The sequence below is a fragment of the Paracoccus sp. L-17 genome (assembly GCF_056857655.1).
In genome coordinates this window covers 121,371-138,287 of the sequence record NZ_JBSXNM010000046.1, presented here as the reverse complement: position 1 = coordinate 138,287, position 16,917 = coordinate 121,371, and the positions used below count along the sequence as shown (strand labels likewise).

The following is a 16,917-nucleotide window of genomic DNA, read 5'->3' as shown; positions in this document are numbered from 1 at the left end:
CTTTGTCGCCTCCCCGGAACCGTCGGGCATTCATCACTCCATACTGCCAGACGATCTGGTGTCCGGGCGCTCAGCGGCGCGGTGCCCAAGCTATTCGGAACAGTCGCTAAAAACAACTTGAGATTGAAGAAAAAATCTTTGCTCCCGTCAAGAAACGGCGGATCCTGACCAAAAGGACAGATTTGAGCAGGGCGTGGCTGGACGTAAAGTCCGATTTGTTCACCAGTGCTTTTTTAACGAGTTCCGTCTTCATTGCCCGTTTCGGTTGAACTGTCTTCGTTGTTGGGCTTAGCTGCGCCCCAGTGACGGCTTTGACGACGGAATATTGCAGGCATGAAGTTTTCGACCCGAATCGATACCGATTCCGCTGCCTCGGATCTGTTTGACACGGTTGGAAATTTCGATCGCATCGAACGGATGCTGACCCGCCGCGGCGCGGTCATCACCCGGATCGATCCGGCGCAAGAGCCCGGAACGGGCGTGGGCTGGATGATCGGCTTCGACTGGCGGGGACAGCCGCGTCAGCTTCGTCTGGAGGTCACGCGCTATGATCGGCCAGAACGGATGTCCATGGTCGGGCAATCCGATTCCTTCGATGTCGCGATCGACGCGACCGTGGTGGCCCTGGGCCGCGCGCGGTCGCGTCTTATCTTCGAGACCGGCCTGCGGCCGCGCAGCATGCGCGCCCGGCTGATGGTGCAGACCGCGAAGCTGGGCAAGGGCCAGCTTGATCAGCGCTATGCCCGGCGGATCAATGACTTTCTGACCGATCTTCAGGTCTGATCCCCGGGCCCGCTCCGCGATTGCGCCTCGCGCAGCGGATCGGCCGGATAGGTGCCGAGGATGGTCAGCATCGAGGTGAAAAAGCCCAATTCGTCCAGCGCGCGCCGCAGGGCGGGATCGTCGGGATGGCCCTCGACATCGGCATAGAACTGGGTCGCCGAGAAGACGCCGTCGACCATGTAGCTTTCCAGCTTGGTCATGTTGACGCCGTTGGTCGCGAAACCGCCCATCGCCTTGTAGAGCGCGGCGGGAATGTTGCGGACGCGGAAGACGAAGCTGGTCAGCATCCTGTCCGCCCGGCGGCTGTCGTCGGGTTGCCGCGCCATGATCAGGAAGCGGGTGGTGTTGTTGGCGTGATCCTCGATCTGGTCGGCCAGCCGGTCGAGACCGTAGATCTCGCCCGCCAGCGGCGCCGCCAGCGCGGCCAGCGACGGATTGCCGCGGGCGGCGACCTCCCTGGCCGATCCGGCGGTATCGGCGCCCGTCATCGGGCGGATACCGTGGCGGCGCAGAAAGCCCCGGCACTGACCCAGAAGGACCGTGTGGCTCATCGCCTCGCGGATCGCGGTCAGCGGCGATCCGGGCACGGCCAGAAGGCTGATATGGACCCGGACGAAGGCCTCGTCGATGATGTGCAGACCGGATTCGGGCAGCAGGTGATGGATATCGGCCACCCGGCCATAGGTCGAATTCTCGACCGGCAGCATGGCCAGATCGGCCTCGCCCGTGCGGACCGCCTCGATCACGTCCTCGAAGGTGCGGCAGGGCAGGGGTTCCATCTGCGGGCGGGCCTTGACGCAGGCCTCGTGGCTGTAGGCGCCGGGTTCGCCCTGAAAGGCGATGCGGTTGATGTTCATCCGTCCTGGTCCGCTGTCCGAAATTTGACCCTGCGCGGGTAACTATACCTTGAACCCCGAAAGCGAAAGCGGATAGATACGGTGCGAATTGAAGAGGCTACCAGCGGGGACCGCACGCATGTTCAACACCATGACCCTGACCAAGGCTGCCGGCGCGCTGATCGGCGCGCTTCTGTTCCTGCTGCTGGCCAACTGGTTCGCAGGCGGGTTGTATCAGGTCGGCGCCGGCGAGGAAGGCGGGGCCGAGGGCGAGGAACAGGCACAGGCCTATTCGATCCCGGTGCCCGAAGCCGGCGCCGCCAGCGACAGCGCCGGCAGCGCGGCGCAAGAGCCGCAGATCGATTTCGCCGCGCTGATGGCAAAGGCCGATCCCGCCGCCGGCGAGAAGGTTTTCGGAAAGTGCAAGACCTGCCACAAGCTGACCGGCTCGAACGCCGTCGGTCCCTACCTGAACGGTGTTGTCGGGCGGGCCGTGGCCTCGGTTCCGGATTACAGCTACAGCGATGCGATGACCGCCCACGCCTCGGAAGTCGCCGAATGGACGCCCGAGGCGTTGCAGGAATTCCTGGCCGACCCCAAGGGCGTGGTCAAGGGCACCAAGATGTCGTTCGCCGGGCTGAAGAAGCCCGAGGATCGCGCCGATGTCATCGCCTATCTGGAATCCCAGAAATAGTCGCTTTCTTGCGTTTTCGAACTGGCGGAGCGGAACAGAGGGCGTGGCGGGGCCACGCCCTTTTTTCGCCGCGATCGGGGCCAATCATCGGCCTGCCGCGCCGGTGCGGACGCATGGGCGTGAAAGCGGGGCTTCCCCGCCTGCCTGCAAGTTGGCTGTCCGCGGCGCGGCGTCTGCCCGGCGCGGCCCGCGGCCCCGCGATCGCCCCGACCGCTCACGAAATCGCGGCTTGATCCGGCCCCGCGCGCTGTCCTAGCGTCGTGCGAACCTCGTCCAGCCGGAGCCGCGACATGCGCCATCTCGTCCTGATCCTCGCCCTCGCCACCGGGACCGCCGCCGGTCCCGCCCTGTCGCAGGAAAGAGGATCGGAGGATGACGACAAGATCATCAAGTCCTACGGCATCGGCGTCTTCGACGAGCTGAAGCTGCCCGCCGATTACACGCAGCTTGCCTATGTCAATCCCGACGCGCCCAAGGGCGGCGAGATTTCCGAAGCAATCCCGAATTCGACCGGTTTCGACAATTTCAATCCCTTCACCTTTCGCGGCCGGGCTGCGGTCCTGTCCTCGGTCATGCTGGAATCGATCCTGGTCGGCACCGCGGACGAGGTCGGCGCGGCCTATTGCCTGCTGTGCGAAAGCCTGGAATATCCCGAAAGCCGCGATTGGGTGATCTTCAATCTGCGGCCCGAGGCGCGCTTCAGCGACGGCACGCCGCTGACCGCCTATGACGTGCTGTTCAGCTACGAGACGATGCGCGACAAGGGGCTGTCATCGTTCCGGCTGGTGATCGGCCAGCAGGTCGCCAAGGCCGAGGTGATCGACGCCAACACGATCAAGTTCATCTTCACCCCCGATTATCCGCGCCGCGACGTGATCCAGTCGGTCGGCGGCCTGCCGATCTTCAGCCGCAAGGATTTCGCCGACAATCAGCGCGATCTGGAACAGCCGATGGACAAGCCCTTCATCGGTTCGGGCCCCTACGTCTTTGACAGCGCCGACATCAACCGCAAGGTCATCTACAGGCGCAATCCCGATTACTGGGGCGCGGATCTGCCGATCAACAAGGGCCGCAACAATTTCGACCGCATCCGGTTCGAATATTTCTCGGACTACGATGCCGCCTTCGAGGCGTTCAAGGCCGGCGAATACACCTTTCGGCGCGAGGTCAGCAGCATCATCTGGGCGACGCGCTATGACTTTCCGGCGCTGAGCCGGGGATGGGTCAAGAAGGAAAAGCTGCCCGACGGCAGCATCGCATCGGGGCAGGCCTGGGTCATGAACCTGCGCCGACCGACCCTGCAGGACATCCGCGTGCGCGAGGCGATCGGGCTGATGTTCAACTTCGAATGGTCCAACGCATCGCTGTTCTACGGCCTCTACGAGCGGGTCAACAGTTTCTGGGACAACAGCGACCTGGCCGCGACCGGCACGCCATCCGACGCCGAAAGGGCGCTGCTGGAGCCGGTGGCCAAGGACCTGCCCAAGGGCGTCCTGACCGGCGAGGCGGTGATGGCGCCGACCAGCGGCGAACGCCAGCTTGACCGGCGCAATGTTCGCAAGGCGGCGGCGCTGCTGGATGAGGCGGGCTGGACCGTCGGCGATGACGGGATGCGGCGCAATTCCGAGGGTCGGCCGCTGACGCTGGAGATTCTGAATGACAGCCAGACCTTTGACCGGGTGATCAATCCCTGGGTGCAGAACCTGCGCGCTTTGGGCATCGACGCGCGCAACGTGCGCGTGGACAATGCCGAATACGAAAACCGCGCCCGCAGCCACGATTTCGACATCATCAGCGATCAACTGGGACAGGACGCGATTCCCGGCGCCGGTTTGCAGCAATATTTCGGCAGCGCCAATGTCGGCGATGTGTTCAACTCGATGGGGCTGGCCAATCCGGCCATCGACGCCCTGATCAGCCGGGTCGAGGCCGCCGACAGCAACGAGAGGCTGCAAACCGCGACGCGGGCGCTGGATCGCGCCCTTCGCAGCCTGAAATTCTGGGTGCCGCAATGGTATAACGGCTATAATCTGGTCGCCTATTACGACCAGTATGGCCGTCCCGATACCCTGCCGCCCTATTCGCTGGGGGAACTGGATTTCTGGTGGTATGACAAGGAAAGGGCCGACAAGCTGCGTCAGGCCGGCGCATTGCGCTGAGCCCGGGACGCTTGATTTCCGGCGTGGAATTGCCCAGAAGGCTTGACAACGAAACAGGGCCGTCAAGGCCCGCGAGACCCCGACGGGTGGGCGGAAGGGCAGGCAGATGGGTGCCTATATCCTGCGGCGTTTGCTGCTGATCATCCCGACCTTGATCGGCATCATGCTGGTCAACTTTACCCTGACGCAATTCGTCCCCGGCGGCCCGATCGAACAGATCGCCGCGCAGATTCAGGGCGAGGGCGACGTGTTCCGCAACATCTCGGGCGGGGGCGCCGAGGCCGGAGGCGGCGGGGTCGAGGAAAACTATCAGGGCGCGCGCGGCCTGCCGCCCGAATTCATCGCCCAGCTTGAACGGGAATTCGGTTTCGACAAGCCGCCGGTCGAGCGCTTTCTGTCCATGCTGGGCAATTATCTGCGGTTCGATTTCGGAACCTCCTGGTTCCGCTCGATCAGCGTGGTGGATCTGGTGATCGAGAAGATGCCGGTCTCGATCACGCTGGGGCTGTGGTCCACGTTGCTGGCCTATATCATCTCGATCCCGCTGGGAATCCGCAAGGCGGTGCGCGACGGGTCGCGCTTTGACACCTGGACCTCGGGCGTGATCATCATGGGCTACGCGATCCCGGCCTTTCTGTTCGCGGTGCTGCTGATGGTGCTGTTCGCGGGCGGATCCTACTGGAAGATCTTTCCCCTGCGCGGCCTCGTCAGCGACAATTTCGCCGATCTGTCCACCTGGGGGAAGGTCAAGGACTATGCCTGGCACATCACGCTGCCGGTCGTGGCCTCGACCATTTCCAGCTTTGCCACGCTGACCCTGCTGACCAAGAACAGCTTTCTCGACGAGGTGAACAAGCAATATGTCATGACCGCCCGCGCCAAGGGGCTGACCGAACGCGGCGTGCTTTATGGCCACGTCTTCCGCAACGCCATGCTGATCGTGATCGCGGGCTTTCCGTCGATGTTCCTGGGCGTGTTCTTCGGTGCAAGCATCCTGATCGAGACGATTTTTTCGCTGGACGGTCTGGGCAGGCTGGGCTTCGAGGCCGCCGTGCAGCGTGATTATCCGGTGATCTTCGGCACGCTCTACGTCTTCGGCCTGATGAGCCTGGTCGTCGGCATCCTGTCGGATCTGATGTATGTCTTCGTCGATCCGCGCATCGACTTCGAATCGAGGGGCGGCTGATGGCGCTGTCGGAACTGAACCGCCGCCGCTGGCGCAATTTCCGCCGCAACGGCCGCGCCTTCTGGTCGCTGGTGATCTTTTCGGTGCTGTTCGTGCTGGCGATGTTCGCGGAAGTGGTCGCAAACGACAAGCCCATCGTCGCCAGCTACCGGGGCGAGCTGTATTTTCCGGCCTACCGCTTCTATCCCGAAACCGCCTTCGGCGGCGATTTCGGGACCGAGGCGATCTATCGCGATCCGGCCGTGCAATGCCTGATCGTGACCGGCGGGCGCGAAGCGTGCTGGGATGAACCCGAGGCGATGATCGCCGCGGTCGGAAACGGCACCAGCGACGTGCCCAAGGATGAACAGGGCTGGATGATCTGGCCGCCCATTCCCTATCATTTCAAGACGATCAACAATGTCGGCACGGCGCCAAGCCCGCCGGATGCGGATCACTGGCTGGGCACCGACGACACCGCGCGCGACGTGCTGGCGCGGGTGATCTATGGGTTTCGCATCTCGATCCTGTTCACGCTGATCGTGACGGTGATCGCCTCGACCATCGGCATCGCGGCGGGGGCGATCCAGGGCTATTTCGGCGGCAGGACCGACCTGATCTTCCAGCGCCTGCTGGAAATCTGGGCCTCGACCCCCGGTCTTTACGTCATCATCATCCTGTTCGCGATCCTTGGCCGCAGCTTCTGGCTGCTGGTCTTCGTCACGATCCTGTTCGGCTGGCCCGCGCTGGTCGGCGTGGTCCGGGCCGAATTCCTGCGGGCGCGGAATTTCGAATATGTCCGGGCGGCCCGCGCGCTTGGCGTGGGCGACCGCACGATCATGTTCCGCCACATCCTGCCCAATGCGATGGTGGCCACGCTGACCATGCTGCCCTTCGTCGTCACCGGCACGATCAGCGGTCTGGCGGCGCTGGATTATCTGGGCTACGGGCTGCCGGCATCGGCGCCCTCGCTGGGCGAGCTGGCCTTGCAGGCCAAGCAGAACCTGCAGGCGCCCTGGCTGGCCTTTACCGCCTTCTTCACCTTCGCCATCATGCTGTCGCTTCTGGTCTTCATCTTCGAAGGCGTGCGCGATGCCTTCGACCCGCGGAAGACCTTTTCATGAGCGACGAAGACGAGGCCGAACTGCGCCCGACCCGCCCCGGCATCGCCAGCGCCGCCGCCGTGGCCGAGAACCACGACCCCGCGCGCGGGATGCCCGGCGGGGAACGCGCGCGGCGGGTGCCGGCGCCGCCCTCGGATGCGGTTCTGGCGGTGCGCGACCTGCGCATCAGCTTCGCGCAAGAGGGCCAGATCCTCCCGGCCGTCAGGGGCGTCAGCTTTCACGTGGGCCGCGGCGAGACGGTGGCGCTGGTGGGCGAATCCGGGTCCGGCAAATCGGTGACGGCACTGTCCACCGTGCGGCTTCTGGGTGATTCCGCGCTGGTCGAGGGGTCGGTGCAATATGAGGGCCGCGAGATGATCGGCGCACCCGACCGGGTCCTGCGCGACATTCGCGGCAACGACATCAGCTTCATCTTCCAGGAGCCGATGACCTCGCTGAACCCGCTGCACACGCTGGAAAAGCAATTGTCGGAAAGCCTGGCGCTGCATCAGGGACTGAGGGGCCAGAAGGCGCGGGCGCGGATCGTGGAACTGCTGAACCGCGTCGGCATCCGCGATCCCGAAAGCCGGCTGGCCGATTATCCGCACCAGTTGTCGGGCGGGCAGCGCCAGCGCGTGATGATCGCGATGGCGCTGGCCAACGGCCCCGACCTGCTGATCGCGGACGAACCGACGACGGCGCTGGACGTGACCATCCAGGCCCAGATCCTGGATCTGCTGGCCGAACTGAAAGAGGCCGAGGGCCTGTCGCTTCTGTTCATCAGCCATGATCTGGGCATCGTGCGGCGCATCGCCGACCGGGTCTGCGTGATGAAGGATGGCGAGATCGTCGAACAGGGCCCGGTCGAGGCGATCTTTGCCGATCCGCGGCACGAATACACCCGCAAGCTGCTGGCGGCCGAACCGACCGGACTGGCCGATCCGGTCGCGCGTGGCGCCGAGGTGATGGTCGAGACCCGCGATCTGAAGGTCTGGTTCCCGATCCAGCGCGGGCTGCTGCGCCGGACAGTCGGTCATGTAAAGGCCGTGAACGGCGCCACCCTGCAGGTCCGCAAGGGCGAAACCCTTGGCGTGGTGGGCGAATCCGGCAGTGGCAAGACGACGCTGGCGCTGGCGATCATGCGGCTGATCGACAGCGAGGGGCCGATCCTGTTTCTGGGCCAGGACATCGCCGGCTGGTCGGCAAAGCATCTGCGCCGCCTGCGCCGCGACATGCAGATCGTGTTCCAGGATCCCTTCGGCAGCCTCTCGCCCCGGATGACGGTCGAACAGATCATCGCCGAGGGTCTCAGCGTGCACGGGGTCGAAAAGGGCCGCAACCGCCGCGAGATGGTGGCCGAGATCATGGTCGAGGTCGGTCTGCGTCCCGAAATGATGCACCGCTATCCGCACGAATTTTCCGGCGGCCAGCGTCAGCGCATCGCCATTGCCCGCGCCATGATCCTGCGGCCCAAGGTCGTCGTTCTGGACGAGCCGACCAGCGCGCTGGACATGACGGTGCAGGTCCAGATCGTGGCGCTTCTGCGCGATCTGCAGGCGAAATACGGGCTGACCTTCCTGTTCATCAGCCATGATCTTCGGGTGGTTCGCGCCATGTCGCATCAGATCATGGTGATGCGTGCGGGCGAGGTCGTGGAACAGGGCGAGGCCGCCCGCATCTTCGACGATCCGCAATCCGATTATACCCGCGCGCTGCTGAAGGCGGCCTTTCCCGACCGCTCATGAAGATCCTGTTCGTCCATCAGAATTTCCCCGGCCAGTTTCCGCATCTGTCGGGCGCGCTGGCCCGGCGCGGCCATCAGGTTCTGGCGCTGACGGATGAAAACAACGAACGCCCCAGCCCGGTGCGAACCGTGCGCTACAAGGCGCCTCGGCCGGTCGAGGGCGGCAGCGTTCTTGGCCGCACCTATTCGACGATGGCCGAACGCGGGCTTCTGGCGGCACGCGGCGCGCGGGCGCTGCGCGATCGGCACGGCTTTTCGCCCGACCTGATCATCGGCCATTCGGGCTGGGGAGAGACGCTGTTTCTGAAGGAAATCTGGCCGCAGGCCCGGCTGCTGGTCTATGCCGAGCTGATGTATCGCACCCAGGGCCACGATGTCGGATTCGATCCCGAATTCCAATCGGGCAGCGACGAGAGCCGCTTCATGACCGTCGCCCGTTCGGCGCATCTGATCCAGGGCATCGCGCAGGCCGATGCGGCCATCGCGCCGACGCGGTATCAGGCCGACAGCTTTCCGCCGGACCTGCGCGGCAAGATCACCGTGATCCATGACGGCATCGACACCGCGCGCGTGAAGCCCGATCCCGAGGCATGGCTGCAATTGCCGGGCCTGCCCCGGATGGCGGCCGGGGACGAGATCGTCAGCTTCGTCTCGCGATCGCTGGAGCCCTATCGCGGGTTTCACATCTTCATGCGCGCGCTGCCCGACCTGCTGGCGGCGCGGCCGCGGGCGCGGGTCGTCATCGTCGGCGGCGATGGGGTCAGCTACGGGGGGGCGCCGCCGGACGCGCGAAGCTGGAAGGAGAAGATGCTGGCCGAACTGGGCGACAGGCTGGATCTGTCCCGCGTCCACATGGTCGGGCGGCTGGCCTATCCCGATTACCTGTCGCTGATCCAGATCGCGCGGGTGCATTGCTATCTGACCTATCCTTTCGTGCTGTCCTGGTCGCTGACCGAGGCCATGGCTGCGGGCGGCTATGTCGTGGCCTCGGATACCGCGCCGGTCCGCGAACTGGTCCGTGACGGAGAAAACGCCCGTCTGGTGCCCTTTTTCGACGTGCAGGCGCTGTCGGCCGCGCTGATCCGGGGGTTGGAGGGCGATCGCGATGCGGCACGGCTGCGGCAGGCGGCGCGGCAGACGATCCTTGATGGCTACGATCTTCAGCGCATCAGCCTGCCGCGTCAGATCGAATGGGTGGAAAGACAGGGGGCGATGGGCTAGATCCCGCGCCAGTCAGGCAAGAGGCGCAACATGGTCGAGATCCGGCTGACCAATACCCGCACCCGCAGGAAAGAGGTTTTCACGCCTCTGGATCCGGGCAATGTGCGGCTGTATCTGTGCGGGCCGACCGTCTATGACCGCGCCCATCTGGGCAATGCCCGTCCGGTCCTGGTCTTCGATCTGCTGGTGCGTCTGCTGCGGCATGAATATGGCGCGGACCATGTGACCTATGTGCGCAACGTCACCGACGTGGATGACAAGATCAACGCGCGCGCCGCCGCGACCGGCCGTCCGATCCGCGAGATCACCGAGGAGACGCTGGGCTGGTATCGCGCCGACATGGACGCGCTTGGCGCCGAGCGCCCCGATCACGAACCCCGCGCGACCGATTACATCGCCCAGATGATCGCCATGATCGAGGCGCTGATCGGCAGCCGCCACGCCTACGTGGCCGAGGGACACGTGCTGTTCGACGTGCGGTCCTATCCCGGATACGGGCGGCTGTCCGGACGGTCAGTCGATGACATGATCGCGGGCGCCCGCGTCGAGGTCGCGCCATTCAAGCGCGATCCGATGGATTTCGTGCTGTGGAAACCCTCGGATGCGGACCAGCCCGGCTGGGACAGCCCCTGGGGCCGGGGGCGGCCGGGCTGGCATATCGAATGTTCGGCCATGTCGGCGGCGCTGCTGGGACCGTCCTTCGACATTCATGGCGGCGGGATCGACCTGCAATTCCCCCATCACGAGAACGAGCTTGCACAAAGCTGCTGCGCCCATCCGGATGCGGATTTCGCCCAGGTCTGGCTGCATAACGAGATGTTGCAGGTCGAGGGCCGGAAGATGTCGAAATCCCTCGGCAACTTCTTCACCGTCCGCGATCTGCTGGACCGGGGCGTGCCGGGCGAGGTGATCCGCTTCGTGATGCTGTCCACGCATTACCGCAAGCCGATGGACTGGACCGAGGCGAAGGCGGAGGAAGCCGGGCACATTCTTGAGGGTTGGTTTAATATGACAGATGGTGTGGAAGCGACTTCCGCGGCTGATCCTTTGTTCATGGAGGCGCTGGCCGACGACCTGAACACCGCTGCTGCGCTGACGCGGCTCAGCGTGCTGTCAAAACACGGACAAGCGCCGGCGCTCAAGGCGAGCCTGAGAGTGCTCGGTTTTCCTGATGCGGAGGACATTGACTGGTGGCGAAAGGAGATCGTCACGCTGCCTGTCGTGGGATCGACCGGAAATACGCCCCTTCATCTAGAAGTGATCGGGAAGCTATTAGAGGAAATGCAAGAAGCCCGGCTCGCCAAAGACTATGCGACCGCTGACAAGCTAAGAGAAGCGATGGTTGAAGCCGGGCTTGGTGTCAAAATCGGCGCCACGGGACCATCCGCGACCGTGCCCAAAGGATTTGATGTGGGTCGATTGAAGGAACTCATTCAACAGGCTGAGTAATGGACTCCTTCAATCCGGCTGCGCCTCCGACAATCGACAGACAACAAAATGACCCTTGAAACCTGCACCGAAACGATTCGCGCACAGGACCCCGACCGCTTCGGTGCAACGCTTGTGGCGGCACCCGGCGACCGGCCCGCGCTGATCACGCTTTACGCGCTGAACCTTGAGATCGCCCGGGCGCCGCTGCAATCGGCCGAACCGATGCTGGCCGAGATGCGGCTGCAATGGTGGAGCGACAGGCTGGCCGAGATGGGCAAGGGCACGCCGCCGCCCCTGCATGACGTGCTGAGCCCGCTTTGGGAGGCGTGGGGTCGCGATGCCGGGCCGCTGGCCGGGCTGGCCGAGGCGCGAATCCGCGATTGCGCGCGCGAGCCGCTTTCCGCGCCCGAGGCTGTCGTGGCCTATGTCGATGACACGGCGGGGCGGCTGATGTGGCTGGCCGCGAAACGGCTGGCCACGCCCGACAATGCGCGCCGGGTCGTGGCCGATCACGCGCTTGGCGCGGGGCTGGCGGCCTGGTTGCGCGCGCTGCCGCAATTGCAGCCGCTGCGGCTGGGGTTGGCGGGTGCGCGGCCCGAGGAAGCACAGCGCCTGGCGGTACTGGCGCAAGAGGCGTTGCGCAGGGCCTCGCGCATGCATCGGGCGGTGCCGAAGCGCGCGACCGCGGCGCTGTATCCCGGCGTCCGGGTGCCGCGGCTTCTGTCCGAAATCGCCGCCGGACGGGTGGACCCGTTCGGGGCGGTGCCCGAGATCACGCCGTTCCAGCGCCGCGCCTCGCTGGCGCGGCTGGCGCTGACCGGGCGCTGGTGGCGTTGATCGCGCCTTTCCCCAGGCCATCGCAGCCTTCGAACCGTCCCCCTTGCCGAAGATCGACCTATGCGCCGTTGCGACGTTCCAGCCGGATCAGGATGCCGTCGCGTCCACGCACGGTCAATCGGGCGATGGGAACGGGCGGCCGGCTGCCGGGCGACAGCCGAAAGGCGGCGGTGATTCGGGCCAGCATGACCACGCCCTCCAGCATCGCCATGCCCGCGCCTGGGCAGGCGCGGGGGCCGGCCGAGAAGGGCAGATACGCATCGCGCGCACTGGCCTTGCCGGCATCGGTCTGCCAGCGGCCGGGATCGAACGCGTCGGGCCGGTCCCACAGGCGTTCGTGGCGGTGCAGGTGCCAGGGCGAGACGACCAGCTGTGCGCCGGGCGGCACGGGGCGGTCGCGGAAGGTTTCGGGGCGGCTGGCCGCGCGCACCATCATCGGCACGGGCGGATAGAGGCGCAGCGCCTCGCGAAAGACAGCCCGGGTCACGGGCAGCCGGCTGGCGGCGCTGAAATCGCAACCAAGCACGGCGCCTTCGGCCGCCACGCGGTCCTGCCAGTCGGGATGCGCGGCCAGCAGCCACAGCGCCCAGGCCAGGGCGGCCGCGCCGGTTTCGTGGCCGGCCAGAAAGAACACCGCCACCTGGTCTGTCATCTCGGCGGCATCGAAGCTGCGGCCTGTCTGCGGATCGGGCGTGGTCATGATCTTGGTGGCCAGATCGTCGGGCGGATCACCCGCGGCAATCGCGGCCAGCCGTGCCTGGACCAGATCGCGGATCAGGGTCCGGATGCGATCGGCGGTCCGGCGTGTGCGGCGCGAATGCGGGCGTGGCATCCAGCGCGGCAGCGGCAGCAGCGCCGCCAGATTGATGAGCGGCTGTCCGGCCTGATGGGCGCGGAAGGCGGCAAAGACCTGGGCCGCAACATGATGTTCGATTGGCAGGGAAAACAGCGCGCGGAAGATCACGTCCGCCGCGCCGTGGCTGCATAGCGGCTCGATATCGGTTTCGCCGGGTTCAAGCCGGTCCACCATCGCGCCCGCCGCAGCCCAGATGGCCGGGAAGGTCTGGCGCAGGCGGCCGCCCTCGAAGGCCGGGTCGATGATGCGGCGCTGGCGGGCCCATTGGGTCCCGTTGGTGATGAAGACGCCATCGCCCAGAAGCGGGCGCAGCCCTTCGGCCAGGCGGTCGGATTTCGGGAAATCGCCGGGCCGGTCCTGAAGGATCAGGCGGATCAGCGCCGGATCGTTGCAGAAGAAGCTGTGGATCAGCGGGTTGCGGTATTCCGCCATCCAGCCGCGATAGAGCCGCTGCGGCAGGCCCGACAGCAGATCGCGGCGAAAGGCGCGGATCAGGCGGGGCAACGTGCCCTTCGCGTCGCCGGATTGCGGGCGCGGCGGAATCACGCGCGCCTGCCCACAGGTTTCGCGATCCGGCCCGGCGAATGGCCGCGCCCGCCATATCGCTGCGCCAGCGTCAGCGGACCGGCGGTGATGGCGAAATAATCGTATCCGTCGGGTCGGTCGAAGGCATGGAGATACTGGAAATGCAGCCGGAACCAGCGTCCGCGCAGCCGCCGGCGCGTTCCGGGCAGCAGGGTTCGACTGAACGCGGCCGAGATGACCAGCGGCCATCGCTGGTCCGGACCCGCGACGCCGCTGACGGCGACCGGATCGCAGAGGCCGAAACAGCACGCATCGCCCGGTGCGCTGACATCCAGCCAGAAGATCGCGGGGCTTTCCGACAGCAGCGCCAGATCGGCGCGCAGGCGGTCCGCACGCGGCAGAAGCGAGACCATCGGCACGACATGGCCCAGTGTCAGCAGCGACAGGGCAGGACGATGGCCGGGGCTGCGTCGCAGCAGGTCGGCCACCACCGTCACGGCGAGATAGGCCCCCGAGGAATGGCCGACGACCAGCACTTCGTCCACGTCCTGGGTCAGCGCGGCGCGGAGGCGGTCGGTAAAGTGGTCCAGACGGGTTTCCAGCGCCGGCGCATAGGCGCCGCGATGCTGCGCGGCAAAGGCGAAATCATGCATCAGGTATCGGGCATAGAGCAGATGATCGAGGCGGCGAAACACCAGCAGCGTCAACCATGCCAGAACCAGCCCCGCCACGAAGCCCGCGATCCCGCCCACCAGCCATGCGGCAAGCCATGCCAGCAGCAGCGCCGACAGCATTTGCAGCACCAGCACCCCGACCGGGTAGAGAATGGCCAGGACCGGGCCCTTTCGCAGCCGCACCAGCCGCGACAACGTGCCCGATGCCGCATAGATCCACGCCGTCCGCGCCAGTTGCAGATAGGGCGCGATGACGCCGCCCCGCATCGAGGAGCGGACCAGATCCGCCCAGGGCAACACCTCGACCTGCGAACGGATCCGGGCGCCGGGAAAGGAAGCCTGGACATGCCAGCCATAGCCCGCGATCCCGGCGCCAGGGCGCAACCGGATCCGATAGCCCGAGATTGCGGCCTGGGCGGCGCTTTCGCGGCGATAGATCTCGCGGTAGCGGCGGGCGGGGAAGGGGTCGAAGCCCGGCAGATACAGGGTGATGCGGCGAAACGGGCGAGTCATGCTGCGGCCTTGTTGTGCCCGGGCAGAATAGGCGAACGGGCCGGGGCGGCAAGCGTCAGGATCGCCAGCGCGCCTCGTGCGCCTCGATTGCCGCGATCCGCTGCGCCGTCGGCGGATGGGACAGGAACCATGCGGGCGCCGGCGCAGCCGTGCCGCCGGTGAGGCCGTCCAGCTTGCGAAACAGCGATTTCTGTGGGTCCGTCCCAAGGCCCGCGCGGATCATCAGCGCGCTGGCGAAGCGGTCGGCTTCGAATTCGTCCTGCCGCGACAGACGGGCGGCGACGGCGCTGGCGACCATGTTGGCGATCCATGCGCCAACCCCCGGCAGGAACCGTCCCAGCACGCCGGTCAGAGCCAGCCGGATCGCGTTCTGGCCGGCAAAATCGATCATCCGCCGCCGCGCATGACCATGCGAGACGTGGCCCAGTTCGTGCGCGATGACACTGGCCAGTTCCTCGGGTGTGACCTCGCAGGCATCCAGCTTGCGGATGAAGCCGCGGGTCAGGAAGATGCGACCGTCCGGCGCGGCAAGGCCGTTCACTGGCTCGATCTCGTAGATATGGGCGCTGACCGGCGGCAGGTCCATCGCCTCGCCCAGACGTTTCAGCATCGGCGACAGGCGGGGATGTTGCAGCGGCGTGGATTTCTGGTTCAGGTCCTGTTTCAGCCGCCATGCGGAAAAGAACCACATCAGCGCCATATAGGCGAAAAGCAGCAGGATGGGCGTCAGCTTCAGCATGAGTCCAATCTGGGGGCTGATCGCCCTTCGCGCCAGCACTTATCGCGCCGCGCACCCCAAGATCGCCGCTGCGCTTTCGGTCTTGTGATATCGGCGACTGATCCGCCATGCCATCAAGCGCCGGGTTGCGAGCCTCGGCGAGAGCCTGTCATCCCAGAACGCGCATCGCCCCTGTCAGGCCCTCCAGCGTCAGCGGCATCATCCGGTTTTCGAAGATGCTGCCGATCATGGCGATGGATTGCACATGGCGCCAGTGGCTGTCTGGAACCGGGTTCAGCCAGACGTGATCGGGCCAGGTTTCGCAGAGACGGCGCAGCCAGACCTCGCCGGGTTCGGGGTTCCAGTGTTCGTTCGCGCCGCCCGGAACGGCGATCTCGTAGGGCGACATCGACGCGTCGCCCACGATGATGCATTTGTAATCGCGGCCGTAGCGGTGCAGCAGATCCCAGGTCGGGATCTGTTCCGTCCAGCGGCGGCGATTGTCGCGCCAGACGCCCTCGTAGAGGCAGTTGTGGAAATAGAAGTGCTGCATCTGACGGAATTCCGACCGTGCGGCCGAGAACAATTCGTCCACGATGCGGATATGGTCGTCCATGCTGCCGCCCACGTCCAGAAACAGCAGCACCTTGACGGCATTGCGCCGTTCGGGCCGGGTCTGCACGTCGATATAGCCGTGATTGGCAGTGGCGCGGATCGTGGCGGGCAGGTCCAGTTCATCGGCGGCGCCGTGCCGGGCCCATTGCCGCAGCCGTTTCAGCGCCACCTTGATATTGCGCGTGCCCAGAGCGACCGAATCGTCGAAATCGCGGAATTCGCGCCGGTCCCAGACCTTGACCGCCCGTCTGTGGCGGCTTGCGTCCTGACCGATTCGCACGCCTTCGGGATTGTAGCCATGCGCGCCGAAGGGCGAGGTTCCGGCCGTGCCGATCCATTTGTTGCCACCCTGATGACGCGATTGCTGTTCGGCCAGCCTGTCGCGCAGCCTGCGCATCAGGGTGTCGAAACTGCCACCGGCTTCGATCTGGGCCTTTTCGGCGTCGCTCAGCAGCTTTTCGGCCAGTTTCCGAAGCCAGTCCTGCGGAATCGCCTGTTCGTGGACCAGCATCTCGACCGGGACCCGATCCAGGCCCGAGAAACTTTCGGAAAAGGCGCGGTCGAATCGGTCCAGATGGCGTTCATCCTTTACCAGCGCGAGACGGGCGAAATGGTAGAAATCCTCGACCCGGCCCGCGGCGATCCCGGCCTGCATCCCGGCCATCAGGTCCAGCCATTCGCGCAGCGAAACCGGAACCCCTTGCCTGCGCAGCGCGTCGAGGAAGGGGATGAACATCAGATCATGCGGTCGATGAAGATCGTCAGGAAAAGGCCGAGGGCGGCGAAGGCCAGCGCGAAGGCAGCCGCATATTGCGCCTTGTCGCGTCCCTTGCCGCCCAACTGGCTGGCGCGGCGCCAGCCCAGAAAGGCGCCCAGAAGCATGGCTGCGATCACGATCATGGCTTATCCCGGAACAATGCTGCCCTGCGCAGATAGCCCCTTGCGCGGGCCCGTGCAACCGGACGGGCCGTCGCAGGCGGGACGCGCGCAGGTCAACGGCTTTGACAAAATTCGCCCGGCACCGCAGGCTGTTGGCGAGGGGG

The 16,917-nt window shown here is 65.6% G+C and carries 15 protein-coding genes; 9 read left to right on the top strand and 6 right to left on the bottom strand.

Translation table 11 applies throughout. From position 1 onward, the window contains the following. Window positions 1-333: 333 nt before the first annotated feature. The gene (locus AC13CR_RS17545) at window positions 334-783 is read left to right on the top strand and encodes a hypothetical protein (RefSeq protein ID WP_292955448.1); all 450 of its coding nucleotides are present in this window, start codon (window positions 334-336) and stop codon (window positions 781-783) included. Here AC13CR_RS17545 and AC13CR_RS17540 read toward each other — a convergent pair. Next, window positions 774-1,640: a prephenate dehydratase gene (locus AC13CR_RS17540; RefSeq protein WP_292955445.1), complete on the bottom strand. Its 867-nt coding sequence runs from the start codon at window positions 1,638-1,640 to the stop codon at window positions 774-776. The genes AC13CR_RS17545 and AC13CR_RS17540 overlap by 10 nt on opposite strands. Before the next feature lie 118 nt (window positions 1,641-1,758). On the opposite strand from AC13CR_RS17540, the gene AC13CR_RS17535 reads away from it, so the two are divergent. The 8 genes from AC13CR_RS17535 (at window position 1,759) to AC13CR_RS17500 (ending at window position 11,973) form a co-directional block, all read left to right on the top strand. Then, window positions 1,759-2,313, top strand: a complete 555-nt coding sequence (locus AC13CR_RS17535) for a c-type cytochrome (protein ID WP_292955442.1) — start codon at window positions 1,759-1,761, stop codon at window positions 2,311-2,313. Between the two features lie 290 nt (window positions 2,314-2,603). Continuing rightward, entirely contained in the window at window positions 2,604-4,472 is a 1,869-nt protein-coding gene (locus AC13CR_RS17530; RefSeq protein WP_482900920.1) for an extracellular solute-binding protein, read from the top strand. Between the two features lie 106 nt (window positions 4,473-4,578). Then, window positions 4,579-5,658, top strand: a complete 1,080-nt coding sequence (locus AC13CR_RS17525; protein ID WP_292955436.1) for a microcin C ABC transporter permease YejB — start codon at window positions 4,579-4,581, stop codon at window positions 5,656-5,658. Continuing rightward, window positions 5,658-6,761 carry an ABC transporter permease gene (locus AC13CR_RS17520; RefSeq protein WP_292955433.1) on the top strand — a complete coding sequence of 368 codons (1,104 nt, stop codon included), beginning with the start codon at window positions 5,658-5,660 and terminating at the stop codon, window positions 6,759-6,761. Before AC13CR_RS17525 ends, AC13CR_RS17520 begins: the two co-directional genes overlap by 1 nt. A gap of 89 nt (window positions 6,762-6,850) precedes the next feature. Next, window positions 6,851-8,485 carry an ABC transporter ATP-binding protein gene (locus AC13CR_RS17515; protein ID WP_292955618.1) on the top strand — a complete coding sequence of 545 codons (1,635 nt, stop codon included), beginning with the start codon at window positions 6,851-6,853 and terminating at the stop codon, window positions 8,483-8,485. After that, window positions 8,482-9,705 (top strand): glycosyltransferase, encoded by a 1,224-nt coding sequence (locus tag AC13CR_RS17510; protein WP_292955430.1) that lies wholly within the window; start codon window positions 8,482-8,484, stop codon window positions 9,703-9,705. Before AC13CR_RS17515 ends, AC13CR_RS17510 begins: the two co-directional genes overlap by 4 nt. A gap of 30 nt (window positions 9,706-9,735) precedes the next feature. Then, window positions 9,736-11,154, top strand: a complete 1,419-nt coding sequence (cysS, locus tag AC13CR_RS17505) for a cysteine--tRNA ligase (RefSeq protein ID WP_292978326.1) — start codon at window positions 9,736-9,738, stop codon at window positions 11,152-11,154. A gap of 48 nt (window positions 11,155-11,202) precedes the next feature. Then, window positions 11,203-11,973, top strand: a complete 771-nt coding sequence (locus AC13CR_RS17500; protein ID WP_292955424.1) for a squalene/phytoene synthase family protein — start codon at window positions 11,203-11,205, stop codon at window positions 11,971-11,973. A gap of 58 nt (window positions 11,974-12,031) precedes the next feature. Here the strand turns inward: AC13CR_RS17500 and AC13CR_RS17495 are convergent, their stop codons facing one another. The 5 genes from AC13CR_RS17495 to AC13CR_RS17475 all read right to left on the bottom strand — a co-directional run bounded on the left by AC13CR_RS17495 (window position 12,032) and on the right by AC13CR_RS17475 (window position 16,774). After that, window positions 12,032-13,375: a cytochrome P450 gene (locus tag AC13CR_RS17495; RefSeq protein ID WP_292955421.1), complete on the bottom strand. Its 1,344-nt coding sequence runs from the start codon at window positions 13,373-13,375 to the stop codon at window positions 12,032-12,034. Further along, complete coding sequence (locus AC13CR_RS17490) at window positions 13,372-14,541, bottom strand: hypothetical protein (RefSeq protein WP_292955418.1); 1,170 nt, start codon at window positions 14,539-14,541, stop codon at window positions 13,372-13,374. The genes AC13CR_RS17495 and AC13CR_RS17490 overlap by 4 nt, the downstream gene beginning before the upstream one ends. A 55-nt stretch (window positions 14,542-14,596) precedes the next feature. Further along, on the bottom strand, window positions 14,597-15,280 hold the full coding sequence (locus tag AC13CR_RS17485) for a M48 family metallopeptidase (protein WP_292955415.1): 684 nt from the start codon (window positions 15,278-15,280) through the stop codon (window positions 14,597-14,599). 148 nt (window positions 15,281-15,428) lie between these two features. Next, complete coding sequence (locus AC13CR_RS17480; RefSeq protein ID WP_292955412.1) at window positions 15,429-16,610, bottom strand: vWA domain-containing protein; 1,182 nt, start codon at window positions 16,608-16,610, stop codon at window positions 15,429-15,431. Further along, on the bottom strand, window positions 16,610-16,774 hold the full coding sequence (locus AC13CR_RS17475) for a hypothetical protein (RefSeq protein WP_292955409.1): 165 nt from the start codon (window positions 16,772-16,774) through the stop codon (window positions 16,610-16,612). Before AC13CR_RS17475 ends, AC13CR_RS17480 begins: the two co-directional genes overlap by 1 nt. Between the last annotated feature and the right edge of the window lie 143 nt (window positions 16,775-16,917).

Bases quoted from the DNA above. Each gene is read 5' to 3' on its own strand.
- AC13CR_RS17545 (WP_292955448.1), top strand. From the start codon at position 334: ATGAAGTTTTCGACCCGAATCGATACCGATTCCGCTGCCTCGGATCTG.
- AC13CR_RS17540 (WP_292955445.1), bottom strand. From the start codon at position 1,640: ATGAACATCAACCGCATCGCCTTTCAGGGCGAACCCGGCGCCTACAGC.
- AC13CR_RS17535 (WP_292955442.1), top strand. From the start codon at position 1,759: ATGTTCAACACCATGACCCTGACCAAGGCTGCCGGCGCGCTGATCGGC.
- AC13CR_RS17530 (WP_482900920.1), top strand. From the start codon at position 2,604: ATGCGCCATCTCGTCCTGATCCTCGCCCTCGCCACCGGGACCGCCGCC.
- AC13CR_RS17525 (WP_292955436.1), top strand. From the start codon at position 4,579: ATGGGTGCCTATATCCTGCGGCGTTTGCTGCTGATCATCCCGACCTTG.
- AC13CR_RS17520 (WP_292955433.1), top strand. From the start codon at position 5,658: ATGGCGCTGTCGGAACTGAACCGCCGCCGCTGGCGCAATTTCCGCCGC.
- AC13CR_RS17515 (WP_292955618.1), top strand. From the start codon at position 6,851: ATGCCCGGCGGGGAACGCGCGCGGCGGGTGCCGGCGCCGCCCTCGGAT.
- AC13CR_RS17510 (WP_292955430.1), top strand. From the start codon at position 8,482: ATGAAGATCCTGTTCGTCCATCAGAATTTCCCCGGCCAGTTTCCGCAT.
- cysS (WP_292978326.1), top strand. From the start codon at position 9,736: ATGGTCGAGATCCGGCTGACCAATACCCGCACCCGCAGGAAAGAGGTT.
- AC13CR_RS17500 (WP_292955424.1), top strand. From the start codon at position 11,203: ATGACCCTTGAAACCTGCACCGAAACGATTCGCGCACAGGACCCCGAC.
- AC13CR_RS17490 (WP_292955418.1), bottom strand. From the start codon at position 14,541: ATGACTCGCCCGTTTCGCCGCATCACCCTGTATCTGCCGGGCTTCGAC.
- AC13CR_RS17485 (WP_292955415.1), bottom strand. From the start codon at position 15,280: ATGCTGAAGCTGACGCCCATCCTGCTGCTTTTCGCCTATATGGCGCTG.
- AC13CR_RS17480 (WP_292955412.1), bottom strand. From the start codon at position 16,610: ATGTTCATCCCCTTCCTCGACGCGCTGCGCAGGCAAGGGGTTCCGGTT.
- AC13CR_RS17475 (WP_292955409.1), bottom strand. From the start codon at position 16,774: ATGATCGTGATCGCAGCCATGCTTCTGGGCGCCTTTCTGGGCTGGCGC.